Genomic DNA, 13,611 nt, shown 5'->3' on the forward strand with positions numbered 1-13,611 from the left:
CGGGCGTTCAGGCGCCCGCCAGCGTGACCGCGGCGTCGGGGCCGTGCGCGAGGACGCGCGCGTGGCCGCCGAGGATGGCGGGCTCGTTGCGATGGCCGTGGCCGATCGGCAGCCCGGCGACGACGGGGATGCCCAGCGGGAGCAGCCTGTCGCGGAGGACCTCGTCCACCGTGATGCCGTCGGGGCCTGGTGCGCACTGATCGAAGTCGCCGAGGACCACCGCCGCGGCCGGGGCGAGGTGGCCGCCGACATCGAGCGTCGCGAGCATGCGATCGATGCGGTAGGGCCGCTCGGTGACGTCCTCGAGCAGGAGGATGCACCCCTCCGGGACCCGGAGCCGCCCCGCGGCGGCGCAGGCGTGGAGCAGGGCCAGGTTGCCGCCGAAGAGCGGCCCCTCGGCCACCCCGGCGCGCAGCGTGGTGAGGCCGTCGAAGCGGCGTTCACCCAGCGGATCTTCGAGGGCGCGGATCAGCGCGGCGCGGGCGCGGGCGTCGCCGCGCCCGAGCGCGGTGACATGGACGCCATGGAGCGACGCCACGCCCGCGCGCGCTGCCTCGACGTGGAGGGCCGTGACGTCGGAGAAGCCGACGATCCAGCGGGGGTGCGCTGCGAGGGCGCTCCAGTCGAGCCGGTGGACGAACCGGTTCGCGCCGTAGCCGCCGCGGGCCGCGAAGATGGCCCTGACGCCGGGGTGCGAGAGCGCGCGGGCGAGCTCGTCGCTGCGCCGGGCGTCGCTGCCGGCCAGGTACCCGGCTCGCGCGAACAGCCCGTGATGGGAGGGCGCCGACAGCGATGGCGGGGCGCCGCGCCGGCCATCGCCGTCGCCGTCGAACGGAGGCGGAGGCCCCTCGCCCGCGTCGAAGAGGACGCGGTAGCGCTGGGCGAGCCAACCGATGCCGACCCGCGCGAGGACGTGCTCGAACGGGCTGGAAGGGGCGATCACCGCGACGGTATCGCCCGGCCGGAGCGCCGGGGGCAGGATCGGCGGGGGAGAGCTAGCGAGCACCAGGGTCGTCGTCGATCAACTCCACGTCTTCCGCATCCGTGTCGACGTCGATCGCGTCGGAGCCAGGCAAGGGCGGCACGACAGGCGCTGTGTGGGCAGCGGGCGCGACGGGCAGCGCAGGGGCCGAGAGGGGCGCCTCATCGTGCGCTCGATGGGCCTCGCCGTTGTCGACGTCGCCGAGCGTCGGGGGCCCTGCGTGAGCGTCGAACTCCGACCACTGCGCGGGAGCGGCAGGCGCATCGGAATACGCAGCCGGAGCAACGTGGAGGACCTGGGTGGCGCTATCCAGAGGGAGCCTCTGCCCCTCGCGCAGAACCACATCGCCATGGGCAGCGCCGCTGCCCGCGTCGGCGTGCGCAGCGACGCCGTAGGCCCAGACCTGCTGCTCCGGCTCGACCGGCAGCGCTTGCGAGGCGGCGGCGTCCGCCGGCTGCGCCTGGGGAGCCGACAGCGCCTCCGCCGCCGGGTACGCCTCCGCCGCCGGGTACGCCTCCGCCGCCGGGTACGCCTCCGCCGCCGGGTACGCCTCCGCCGCCGGGTACTCCTCCGCAACCGGCTGCGCCTCCGCCGCGGGGTACGCCTCCGCAACCGGCTGCGCCTCCGCCGCCGGGTACTCCTCCGCAACCGGCTGCGCCTCCGCCGCGGGGTACGCCTCCGCAACCGGCTGCGCCTCTGCCGCCAGGTACGCCTCCGCCGCCGGGTACGCCTCAACCGGCTGCGCCTCCGCGGCCGGCTGCGTCTCCGCGGCCGGCTGCGCCTCGACGCCCTCGTGCGCCTCGGAGCCCGCGTAGCCGTTGCTCACCGCCGCCACCGCGCCGGCCTCGAGGCCGAGCGTCTCGAGCGCCGGCGCCCGGGGCGCGAGCGGCGGCTCGGTCAGCGGCGGGCCCGGCGCGCGCGTCGGCAGCGAAGGAGGCGGCGGGGTGCGCTTGAGCTTGCCGGTCTTGGCCCGCTCGAGGCCCGCGGTCGCGTCCGGATCGCCCGCCTTCATGCGGAGGACGCGGCGCCAGGCGTCCGCCGCCTCGCGCGCTTCGCCGAGCTCCTCCTCCCAGAGGCGCGCCACCTTGCGCGCGAGCTCCGCCCGCTGCGCCGGATCGCGGCCGCGGAGGATCTGGTCCTCGTAGAGCTGGATCATGCCGCGGTGATCGCCGAGCTCCAGCAGGAGACCCGACAGGTCGTTCATCACGTCCTGATCCGAGGGCGACAGATCGTGAAGCTTCTTCAGATCCGCCGCGGCGCCCTGCCGGTCGCCGAGCACGTCGCGCCGCAGCCTGGCGCGACGCTGCAGGAGCTTGCGCACGAGCGGGCCGTCAAAGACCTCGTCCAGCGCGCGGTCCAGCGTCGCGCCGACGCGGGGCAGGTCGCCCACCTCGCGCCCGAGGGCCTCGAGCGCGTCGAGCGAAGCGTCGTCGACCTGCGTGAGCACGGCGCCGCCCAGCCAGCCGAAGGCGCGGTCGACGTCGCCGAGATCCTTGTAGGCGATCGTGGCCGCGCGCCGCAGGAGCGCCGCCCGGGTGCGGCCGCCGTCGCGCGAGCCCTGGCCGCCGGCCGCGAGCGCCTCGGCGAGGATCGCGCGCAGCGCCGTCGACCGCGACCGCTCGTCGTCGTCCCGCGCCATCTGCTCGAGCGTGGCGATCGTCTCCTCCTGGACGCCGCCGCCGAGGGCCAGCTCGAAGAAGCTCCTCGCCCGGTCGATGGCGCCGCGCTCGCAGGCGATCTGGGCGGCCCGGACGAGCGCCGCGAGGCGATCGGCCGGCGTGCGGCACCGACTGACCTGGCGCTCGAAGAGATCGATGATGAGGCCCGGGGCCTCGGCCAGCGCCGCGAGCCGCTGGAGCAGCGGCTCGACCTCGGCGGTCGGCACGCTCGCGAGCGCGCCCTCGCCGTGGTGGATCGACTCCAGCGGATCGGCGCCCACGGCGACCCGGACCTCAGCCTGCCGCACGAGCTCGGCCGCCCGGGCCGCGCCGGAGAGATCCCTGGCGAGGAGCTCGTGCGCGACGGTGAGGGCCTCGCGATCCTGGAGCTCCACCGCGATCGCCTCGAGCTTCTCCGCGAGGCCGGCGTCGGCGGTGCGGGAGCGCGCGAGCTCCATCGCCACGCGCGCGGCGTCCTTCTGGCGACCGACCTCCACGAAGCGCTCGAAGGCCCCGCGCAGGGCGACCTCACGCCCCGCGCGCGCGATCGACTCGTTCCAGGAGACCAGCTTGGTCGCGACGATCCCCTTCCACCCGTGCCGATCGCCGAGCGCGACGTACGCCTCTCGGCACGGCTCGTCGCCCTGATCGGCGAGCCGCTCCAGGAGCGCCAGCGCCTCGTCGCTCTTGCCCAGCTGCTGGTCGAGGATCTCGGCGAGGCGCCGGGTCATCTGCGACGCCTCGTCGTCGTCGCCCTCCATCTCGATCAGGATCGCCATCAGGCGCGCGACCTTCGGCCAGTCGTTCAGCCGCTCGGCGAGCCGCAGGAGCCGGGCGACCGCGTCGAGGTCGTCCGGCTCGACGGCGTGGACGATCTCGAGCGCCCGGACGGCGCCGCGCGGATCGTCGAGCGGGCCCTCGTACAGCGCCGCGAGCCGTTGCGCGATGTCGACCTGGTCGTGGCCGTACACGAGAGCGAGCTCACGCTCGAGCGCGCCCGCGACCCCCCTCGGGTTGCCGCGCCGCTCCTCCAGGTCGGCGATCCCCTGCAGCGCGATCCGGTTCTGCGGATCGAGCGTCGCCACGACCGCCTCGTAGCGCGCGATCGCGGCCTCGAGGTCGCCGGGGCCCTCCGCGAGCATGCGCGCCTCGCGCAGAGCGAGCGAGATCTTGCCGGGCTCGCTGTCCGTCAGATCGCCGAGCTTGCGGAGGAGCTCCGCGCCCTGCTGGTGATCGCCACGCTCGCCTGCGTCCTGGGCCAGCCGCTCGATGGCCTCGGCGTCATCGCCGTCGGCGAGCAGGAGCGTGAGCGTCGCGCGCTCCCCGTCGCGATCGCCGAGCTCGCGCTGCAGGGCCGCCGCGGCCCGCCGCGCCGCGACGCGCTCCGCCCTGTCGCCGAGCACCTCGGCCCGGCTCAGGAGGAACCGCACGAGCTCGGGCCACCGATGGGCGCGCCGGTAGAGATCCTCGATCGCGGGGGCGGCGTCCGTCGCCGGATCGATCTCGACGGCGCGCTCGACGCGGTCGAGCGCGCCGTCGACGTCCCCGGCGCTGAGGAGCAGCTCGGCGGCCTGGACGAGGAGCGCCGGGCGCGCCTTGCGGTCCGCGAGCAGCGCGCGCTCGCAGAGCGCCCTCGCCGCCTCGGCGAGCCGCCCCGCCGCGACGTAGGCCTTCTGCGCGAGCTCCCACAGCCTCGGTTGGCGCAGCAGCTCGGCGGCCTGACCGTAGGCGTCGCCCGCGGCGCCCGGCTCATCGAGCCGCATCCGGAGCTCGCCGAGCTTCTGAAGGAGCGGCCCGTGGTTCAGCTTCCCCTTGAACCAGGACGTCGCGTCGGCGAGGACCCGCGCCGCGAGATCGAAGCGCTCGCCGCGCTCGAAGAGCTTGACGGCGGACAGGAGCGCCGCGCCGTCGTCGGGCGTGAGGCCCGCGATCCGCACCCACGCCTCCGCGGCCGCGATGGGGTCGCGGCGCTTCTGCTCGTGGAGCACGACGAGCGCCTTCTCGATCTCGACCCTCTGCGCGACGTCGGGCGTCGCGGCGGCGTCGTGCTCGAGCAGCGCGGCGAGGTCATCCCACCGCGAGCTCTGCTCGAGCAGCCGCCTCAGCTCGGCCTGGGCCTGCGCGTCCCCGGGATCGAGCTCGGAGAGCAGCTTCCAGGCCTGGACCGCCGAGTCGACGTCGCGCAGCTGCGCCTCGCACAGCCCGGCGACGTCGCGCAGCTGCGCCTTCCTGCGCTCGATGGGCGCCTCGGGGACGCGCGCCGCCGCGAGAAGGACGTCCCGCAGCTCGACGAACATCCGCTTCTGGCGCAGCTGCTCCTCGACCTGCGCGAGCACGTCCGGGTTGGCCGGCTCGCCCTTGAGCACCTCGCGGAGCTTGGCGAGCGTCAGCGGCTTGCGGAGCTCGGCCGGCTCCTCCCTCGGCGGCTGCAGCGCCTCCGAGGGCGCCGAGCCGCCGAAGGCATCAGGCGCCGGCGCGGCGTCGGCCAGACCGTACGCCCCCCCGGAGGCCGGCGCCGCGGCATCGACGGGCGAAGCCAGCGTGTCCGGCGCCGTCGACCCCGGCGCGGGAGCGAACGAAGACGCCGGCGCGAACGCGGCCACCCCCGGCTCGACCAGCCCGGCGGCAGCCGGCGACGAGAGGACGCCCGAGGGTGGCACGGACGCGTGCGCATGGGCGGCTCCCGCGCTGGGCGGCACGGCTCCCGCGCTGGGCGGCACCGACGACCGGTGCGCAGGCGCGGCAGCCACGCCCAGGGGCGGCGGCGGCGCCGACGGCAGCCGCGGGGGGGGCGGCACGGACGCCCGCTTGCGCGCCTCGGGGGCCATGAACCCGTTCGGGTTGACCTGGAGGTAGGCGAGGTAGCGCGGGCGGAGCTCCGCGATGCGGCCCAGCTGCTTCCCGTAATGGTCGGCGAGCTGCATCGCGCGATCGTGCCCCGGCACCGCGCGCAGGGCGTAGACCGAGTACGAGTAGCCGTACTCCCCGTCGTACGTCTCCGCGAGCGCCACGAAGAGCTCCGCGGCCTCGTCGCGCTCTGGCTGCGGCACCGGCTCGCCCGCCTCGATGCGGTCGACGATGGCGACGCCGAGCCCCTGGATGAGCCCCATGTCGTGCGGCACGAACGCGCGCGCGTTCCGCAGCGCCACGGTGGAGCCCACGAGATCGCCGGCGCGGCGCCGGATGTCGGCCTCGTCGCGCAGCAGGGCGAGCCGCCGATCCGGGTCGTCGACGAGCGCCTGCTCCATCGCGAAGTACGGGATCGCCTCGGCGTACTGCTGCTGGGCCTTCAGCATCTCGCGGGCGGCGTAGATGGCGTAGACGTTGTGCGGATCGAGCTCCGCCAGGCGGCGCCAGTTCTCGAGGGCGCGCTCCGGCCGCGAGAGCGGCGGCTCGCTCCACAGCCGGCCGAGCTCCTCGTGCAGGGTCGAGACCTGCGCGCGCACCTCGGGCCGCTCGAAGAGCAGCGGCGTGAGCGCCTTGACGAGCCGCTCCAGGAGCGCGACGAGCGCCTTCTGATCGCCCTTGTCGCGGTAGAGCTGCGCCAGCCGCTCCGCCGCGGTCCGCTGCGTCGGATCCTTGTCGATGGCGATCATGAGCGTCCGCGCGGCGTGGTGCGCGTCGCCGATGGTGGTCGACCACACGTTCGCGGCCTCGCTCAGCCAGTGCGCCGCGTACGATGGATCTGCGGTGGAGCTGCCGACGCGCTCGAGCAGCATGGCGTACGAGCGTGGGTCCTGCTCCCCGGCTCGGTGAGCATACGCCAGGGCTTCCCCGTCATGCGGATTCGTGACGAGCCGCTGGACGAGCGTTTCCATCTCACGGGGATCCATCGGTGCGCGGCGAAGTTACACGTTAGCCTCCGGCTCGTACAGCGACTCTCGGCGTCCTTCGCGATCGGACGCCGCTGTCTCTCGCACGACGGGACTCCATGGAAGAGCGGGCCTTCGGGGCCCCACGTCGGCCTTGCGCAGCGGTGCCGCGCGCGTGCCGTCATCAGTCGAATTTCACATACGGCTTGCGCTGCTGCGCTGGCTTTCGCCTCGGTATCGACGCCGATGGTACGCCCGTGGGCGCGGGCGGCGCGCTGGCAACACCCGCGGGCGGCGCGACGGGCGGCAGCGCCGGCGCCGTCGGCGCGGCGGGCGGCAGCGCCGGCGCGGCGGGCGGCAGCGCCGGCGCGGCGAGCGGCAGCGCCGTCGGCACGGCGGGCGGCGGCGGCGCCGTCGGCACGGCGGGCGGCGGGTCGGCGCGCGAGATCGCGCTCGCGAGTGCCCTCGCTTCCAGCGCTACCCCTTTCTGAAGGCTGCGCGCGCCGCCGTCCGCAGGCCGGCGGAGCTCGCGCACGGCGAGCGCCATCACGATCAGGCACAGGGCGCCGGCGCCGACGGCCACGCGCGACGTGCGCCTCCGCGGCGCGCGACGCAGCGTGCTCGGCGCCGGCGCGGCGCCTTCGCCGTCGCCCACGACCGCGAGCAGCTCGCTCGTGGCGCCGACCTCGGCGGGCTGAGCCGGACCGAGACGCTCGCGGTCGAGGCTCGGCCTGGCCTCGTCCATCGCGCGATCGAGCTCGGCGATGAACGCCTGGGCGCTCCGCGGCCGCTCCTCGGGCCGCTTGGCCAGCGCGCGCTGCAGGAGCTGCGAGAGCGACGGCGGGATCCTGGCGTCCGGCGCGGCCTCGCTCGCCGGCACGGGCGACGACGTGATGTGCCTCGCCATCACGACGACCGCATCGTCGTCGATGAACGGCGGCCTCCCGACCAGCATCTGATAGAGCAGGACGCCGAGCGAGTAGAGGTCGCTCCGCGCGTCGAGCGGCCTGCCCTGCGCCTGTTCCGGCGACATGTACCGCGGCGTCCCGAAGACGGTGCCTGCCTGGGTCTCGAGGGCGTCGACCGGCCGCTCTGTCCCGGTCATCACCTTCGCGATGCCGAAATCGAGCACCTTGCAGATCTCCTCGTGCTCGCCCGCGGGGGGCCTCGCCAGGAACAGGTTGTCCGGCTTGAGGTCCCTGTGGATGATCCCCTTGTCGTGCGCCTCGGCCAGCGACAGGAGCGCGTGCCGCGCGAAGCGGGCGGCGTCGCCCACGCGCAGCCGCCGCAGGCGCTTGAGCCGCTGACCGAGCGACTCGCCCTCGAGCAGCTCCATCGCGAGGTACAGAGAGCCGCTGCTCGACGTCGTCCCCTCCCCGGGCGAGCTCTGCTCCGCGGAGCGACCACGGCCGAAGGCCGCGTCCGTCGCGTCGTCCACGACCTCGCCGAAATCGAACACGGTGACCGTGTACGGCGACCTGAGGAGGCTCATCGCGCGCGCTTCGCGGGTGAAGCGCGCCTTCGCCTGCGCGTCGAAGGCCCTGTCCGACCGCAGTATCTTGATGGCCACGTCGCGGCCCATCGCCTCCTGGCGCGCGCGGTACACCGTGCCCATCGAGCCGGCGCCGAGCTTGCCCACGATCACGAACCGATCCGCGATCGTGATCCCCAGGAACGGATCTCCGTCGGCCTCGGCGAGCACCTCGCGGCTCACGAGGGCCAGCCCGTCGTGGGGGCAACGAGGCAGCCTCGCGCTCTGGCCGTCCTGGGAACCGCGCTCGCCAGTGGGAGACGGAAGCTGGCTGGACGAGCTCCTCCCCTCCAGCGCGACGGCCCCGAGGTGGTGACAGCGCGGGCAAATCAGCGCCATGGCCCTGCTGGGCTCGCCGGGCGACCCGGGGGCGCTGGCTGGGAACTGGCCGTCAGCTGCACGAACTACCACCGCGATGGGGGGGATCGTCCGTTACTTGGGCTCGCATCGCAAGGCCCACGACTCGCCTGTCGCTCGCGGGTGGCAGCCGAAGAACGCGGCGTCGCCGCAGGACGCATCGCTGCAGCAGACGTCGCTACAGAATCGCTGCGTTTGTTCAGGATCCTTGATGCACATACCACTCCGACAGTCCTCGGGCGTGGTGCACGGAACGCCGACGGCTGCGAGGCTGTCCCCGGACAGCAGCGTGATGCACGCGCGGACGGTCGAGCGTCCGTCGATCGCGAGCTCGGCGCAGCCGACGCGCTGCCGCACCTCGCCGGGCGTGTCCGGGCACATCTCCGAGCCACAGCACGGGATGGTGCAGCGGCCGCTCCCTTCAACCTCGGCGCAGAGCCCGGACGCGCAGTCCTCGTCCCGAGCGCACGGCTCGAAGTAGCCTCCATCGCCCAAGGCGGCGGCCTGGCACGCCCAGGCCGGACCGGACGAGACGAGGCCCGTCGTGAGCCGGCACGCCGCCCCGTTCGTGGCGCAGCCGGTGTCGGAGCAGCAGGCGTCGACGCAGGCACCGTCGTCGCAGATGCCCGATCGGCAGTCGCCGGGCGCGGCGCAAGGCGCGCCGGAGAGCCCCGCGCCCACGTCGGGCCGCCCGACCTCCCGGCCGACGCGACAGAGGCCGCTCCCGCCGCCGTCGGGGATCCAGCAGACCGCATCCCGGGCAGGATCGCAGTCGCTCGAGCTGCAGCAGGCGCGCGAGCAGGCGCGCGGCCCCTCGACGTCGAACAGCGCGGGATCGAGGCAGAAATCGAGCGCGCCGCAGTCCTCGTCCCGCGCGCAGCGCGCGCCCAGCGCGCGCTCCAGCTGCTGCTCGCCGCAGGCGCCGTCCCTGCAAACGGCGCCCTCGGGGCACGCCGGCGGCCCGACCGCGCCCTCGTCCGTGCAGTGCACCGGGCCCAGCGTGCCGTCGACGAGGACCTCGCACCCGGCGCCGAGCGACACGAGCGCGGCGAGCCCGCGGAGCAGCCTGCGCCGCGCGGCGCTGGGGCGCATCAGAACTGCACCCGGAGCCGGGCCCCCTCGGCGCCCAGCGACAGGCGGATCCCCTGCGCCCCTGCACCGGCGCCGCGCGGGAGACGGCGATCCTGCCCCGGCGTCAGCGCGCGCGAACCGACGGCCGAGGCCCCGCGAGCGGCTGGGCTCGCCGCGGGAGCCCCCGGAGCCAGGTACAGGTAGAGCGCCGCTGCCCCGGAGAGCCCGGCGACCAGCAAGGCGACATCCGCGGCGACGGCGCACCGGTGGGCGGCGCTCGCGTCGGCCTGCAGGTCGGCGATGGAGACGCCGGCCCCGGTGCGCTCGCCGGCGCCGGGATCCCGCGCCACGGCGAGCGCGGCGAAGACGCCGCCGACCACGAGCGACCCCGCGGCGATGCCCCCGCTGACGCCGAGCCAGGTCGCGCGCGGCGTCGCGATGCCGATCGCGACGGGATGGCGCGGCAAGCGCGGCAAATACGGCAGCGCCGTGGAGGTGGAGACCGAGGCGGCCTTCGCGGGCGCGGACGGCGGCGGCTTCGCGCCGGCGAGCTCTCGCTTCGCGCCCTTGAGCCGCTTGAGGACCGCATGCACCTCCTCACGCGCCTTCGGGAGCGCCTCCATGTCGAGGTAGCGGCGATAGTAGCGCTCGGCCTCGTCGATCTCGCCAAGCCGCTCGTGGATCATCGCCAGGTTGTAGATGAGCTCTTTGCCCTCGGGATCGAGCGCCACGGCGGCCTCCAGCTTCGCGATGGCCGCGCGGTACTCGCCGCGCTGGTAGCGCCGCTGCGCCTCGTCGTGCAGCGCCGTCGCTCGCTCGATGCGGAGCCGCTTCTCCTCCTCGTCTCGCGAGAGCGGCGGCGGGGCCGGAGGGCTCGGCCCCCCGCCCTGCGGCGGCGGGGCAAGAGAGCTCGGCCCGACGCCCTGCGGCGGCTGCGCGGGCGGGGCGGCGGGCGCGACCGCAGGCGCGCTGAGCGGCTCCGGCGGGGGCACCTGCGCCGCCAGCGCCGGCGGCGCGCTGTAGGCGACCGCCGCGGCGGCTGCGACCGCGGAGGCGAAGCACACGACGATGCGCCCGGCCTCGGGGCGTATCGAGCGAGGCAAGCGCGCTGTGGGGCTCGTCACGGCCGCCCACCATAGCGTAACTTCCACGCGGATAACGGCGTCTTGCGGCGGGCGGGGTGAAGGCCGCCGCCCCGGCGATCACCTGAGCTTGCAGCTGTACTCGCCGGCGAACACGAGCGCCCGCTCGCACCTGACGTCCACGGCACGCTTCGCCGTCGTGAACTCGAAGGTTTGGCCGAACGGCGTCCGCTCCAGCCGCGTCATCTGCGCTCTGCAGCCCTCGCTCGCGCGGCGCCGCTCCGGCGCGCTCGCGGCGCCGTCCTCGCCGCACGCGACGAGCGCCGCCCTCCGTTCGACGTCGGCGTTGTCGGAGACGACGTTGTAGACAGCCGAGACGCTGAACGCGACGCAGAGGGCGAAGAGGACGAGCTGGCCAAAGCGCTTCACAGCCGGAGCTTACCCTGTCCGGCGCGCGAGGGGCTCGTCGCCGCGCGCGACCCGGCTCAGAGCCGCATGCCCGAGCCGGGCAGCGGGTTCCACGGCTGCCGGCGGGTCGTGTACTGGCCCCGCACGAACGCCCCCAGCACCGGCGCGATGTTGCGCGCGATGTCGTCGTCCCACTCGCCGCCGTTGATCCCGTCCTGCGGGGAAAGATCCGGCGAGAGCAGGAAGAAGCCCGGATAGAGCCGCCGCGGCACCTTGATCTGATCGAGATCTTCCTTGAAGAGATCGATGTCCACGCGCACGAGCCGCACGCTCCGGAGGGCCGTTTGCATCAGCGGATCGCCGAGCGAGCGGTCGACCCCGCGGCACGGCTCGCAGGGATCGCTCGTCGTCATCACGAGGACCTTCTCGCCCTGGGCGTATGCCTCCGCGCGCTGCTTGGCGAGCTCCTCGCTGAGCACGGACACGTCGACGCCGATATCGACGATGGAGACCCCGCCGATGCGCCGGTGGGTCGTGTGCTGAGGGACGCTGCCGCTCGGCTGCACCGCCGGAGGAGGCGCCTCCGGCAGCGGCATCGACGGCGACGCCGTGCTCGCCGGCTCCGGTGAGGCCTCCCCCTCCGGGAGGGCGGAGGCCGTCTCTCCGCTGTGATGGGTGCTCCACATCCACACGCCGAAGCCGATCGCGGAGCTCCAGCAGAGGGTGAGCAGGACGCCGAGCGCGAGCCCGACGCTGGCGAGCGCGTACCCCCTGCGCACGGCCGGGGCCTGCTCGATCTCGCGGCGAGCCGCCCAGCCGAAGGCGATCGCGGCGATCGCCCCGAGCGGCCCGAACAGCGCCGCGACGAGCGAGCTCACGGCCAGCGTGGAGAGCTGCCGTCGCTCCGGCGGGGGCGGCGGCGTGAGGTAGGGATCCTGGATGATCAGCCGCGCCGCCTGCGCGCGGCTCGGCTGCGCTGCAGCCGGCGCGAGCGCGACGCGCCCGCGGGCCGCGACCGTGTCGCAGGGCGGCACTCCGGCAGGCGGCTCGCTCTCGCAGGGCAGGGCGCCCGTCTGCGCGTCCCTGAGCGCTGCAGGCGGCTCGTTCGCATCGCGGTTCGGCGGTGGCTGAGTCGGGCCGAATGCGTGGCTCACGCTCTTCATCCTAGCGCCGGAGGCCGCGCTACGCCCGCCGCACGGGCCCTCTCGTCGCGTGAGCGCTCAGGGGATGCAGGTGCGATCGAGCACACGCAAGACTGCGCGCTTCGTGCTCACACCGGTGCTCATGGGCTCCGTCCATGCGACGCCCACCCGCTCACCGGCGAGCGCCACGCTGGGAGAATCCTTTACGGGAAACACCCCATCCGACACCCGGATCCCTCGAGCAGAGGGCGCTCCGTCGGCGGCCAGCTTCGCGAGGAGGGCTTGCCCCTCCACCTTGCCGTCGTGGCCGACCCACGCCACGAGGGCCCCGTCGCCGCTCGGCGCGAGCGCGCGCCACTTGCCCTTGCCAACGACCCAGGGCGCCCCGCGCGGCCGCGCCTCGGCGTCCAGCGCGCGGGCGATCAATGTGGCTCCCTCGCTCCAGACCAGCAGCGCGCCGGCGCTGCCCGTGGCCACAAGGCCGAGCCGCTGATCCCTGTCCGGTGTCTCCTGAGCGGCGCCGGCTGGTCGGTCGCCGCCCTGTCGCTGCGCAACGACGTGGGCATTCCCTTCCCTGCCCGCGGCGTCGAACCTCGAGGCCCGGATGCTCCCGTCCTCCTCGTCCTGCCAGGCGACGAGGTAGCCACCGGACGCGTCGGCAGCGACCGTCGGCCAGCGCGGCTTCTTGGCGCTTCGCGTGACCCCGACCGCCTTGAGCTGCGGCTGCGCAGGATCCACCGGCGCGAACTGGAACACCCCCAGGCGCTGGCGGTCCGGTCCGAAGGGCGCCGCTGCGACCAGGGCGCCACCTGGAGCGGGCGCGAGGGCCACATGGTCGCTGACCTCCCTCCCGATCGCGCCGACGCGCTGGATCTCGACCGGCGGGTTCGTCTCCCAGCGGGGCCGCGCGTACGCCAGCCCCTCCGCCTCGAACCAGGTGACCACCCATTGGTCTCCCGAGGAGAAGATCCGGAGCCCTGCGTCTCGCGTGCTCGAGATCGCCCTCGCGCGAGCGACCTGCCGGGCCTCGCTATCGAAGCCGGCGAACGCGATCTGCGCGTCCCCTCCCTTGAGGTCCACGAGCCACACGGCCCCGAACGAGCCGTCGGCGCGCCCGGCGATCCCCATCCCCTCGCGCAGGATGTAGGTCGCGATATCACCCGACTTCGCCTTGCACCCTTCGAGGGAGCCGACGGGCACGAACTCCTTGACGCCGGTCCCGCGCGGCAGCTCGGGCTCGGCCGGCGCAGTGGCCACGGCGGGCTCGGTCGGGGCGCTCGACGCAGCGGCGGCAGCGAGGACTGCCCCCGAGGCGCTCGAACCAGGGGCTGCACTCGCGGCTCCTCCCGCCGATGGGGAGGAGCGGCGATCACAGGAACTGCTGGAGACGGCGAGCAGGGACAGGGCCACGACCTTGGCAAGAGTCGTGGCTAGAGAAGCAGGATAAGAAGAGCGCTTGGTGCGAAGCAGAGGACTTGAACCTCCACGGGAGTTACCCCACTGGAACCTGAATCCAGCGCGTCTGCCAATTCCGCCAGCTTCGCGAGCGGGGACGGCATCACTACCTC

Annotated in this window: 8 protein-coding genes and 1 tRNA gene; all 9 read right to left on the reverse strand. The window is 74.6% G+C overall.

Translation table 11 applies throughout. The features are described from left to right. Positions 1-7 precede the first annotated feature (7 nt). Positions 8-1,006 (reverse strand): S66 peptidase family protein, encoded by a 999-nt coding sequence (locus WMF46_RS23255; protein WP_437987594.1) that lies wholly within the window; start codon positions 1,004-1,006, stop codon positions 8-10. Continuing rightward, on the reverse strand, positions 996-6,458 hold the full coding sequence (locus WMF46_RS23260; RefSeq protein ID WP_437987595.1) for a hypothetical protein: 5,463 nt from the start codon (positions 6,456-6,458) through the stop codon (positions 996-998). The genes WMF46_RS23255 and WMF46_RS23260 overlap by 11 nt, the downstream gene beginning before the upstream one ends. Positions 6,459-6,636: 178 nt before the next feature. After that, on the reverse strand, positions 6,637-8,322 hold the full coding sequence (locus tag WMF46_RS23265) for a serine/threonine-protein kinase (RefSeq protein WP_437987596.1): 1,686 nt from the start codon (positions 8,320-8,322) through the stop codon (positions 6,637-6,639). Between the two features lie 93 nt (positions 8,323-8,415). Next, positions 8,416-9,432 carry a hypothetical protein gene (locus WMF46_RS23270; RefSeq protein WP_437987597.1) on the reverse strand — a complete coding sequence of 339 codons (1,017 nt, stop codon included), beginning with the start codon at positions 9,430-9,432 and terminating at the stop codon, positions 8,416-8,418. Further along, positions 9,432-10,535, reverse strand: a complete 1,104-nt coding sequence (locus WMF46_RS23275; protein WP_437987598.1) for a tetratricopeptide repeat protein — start codon at positions 10,533-10,535, stop codon at positions 9,432-9,434. Before WMF46_RS23275 ends, WMF46_RS23270 begins: the two co-directional genes overlap by 1 nt. Positions 10,536-10,613: 78 nt before the next feature. Then, complete coding sequence (locus tag WMF46_RS23280) at positions 10,614-10,922, reverse strand: hypothetical protein (protein WP_437987599.1); 309 nt, start codon at positions 10,920-10,922, stop codon at positions 10,614-10,616. Positions 10,923-10,978: 56 nt separating this feature from the next. Next, a complete protein-coding gene (locus WMF46_RS23285) occupies positions 10,979-12,055 on the reverse strand; it encodes a DUF4190 domain-containing protein (protein ID WP_437987600.1) in 1,077 nt (358 codons plus the stop codon). Between the two features lie 66 nt (positions 12,056-12,121). Further along, positions 12,122-13,300, reverse strand: a complete 1,179-nt coding sequence (locus tag WMF46_RS23290) for a hypothetical protein (RefSeq protein ID WP_437987601.1) — start codon at positions 13,298-13,300, stop codon at positions 12,122-12,124. A 200-nt stretch (positions 13,301-13,500) separates the two neighbouring features. Then, positions 13,501-13,587: transfer RNA gene (locus WMF46_RS23295), tRNA-Leu, on the reverse strand. Between the last annotated feature and the right edge of the window lie 24 nt (positions 13,588-13,611).

This window comes from Sorangium sp. So ce117 (assembly GCF_051524395.1).
In the GTDB taxonomy this organism is placed as follows: domain Bacteria; phylum Myxococcota_A; class Polyangia; order Polyangiales; family Polyangiaceae; genus Sorangium; species Sorangium cellulosum_B.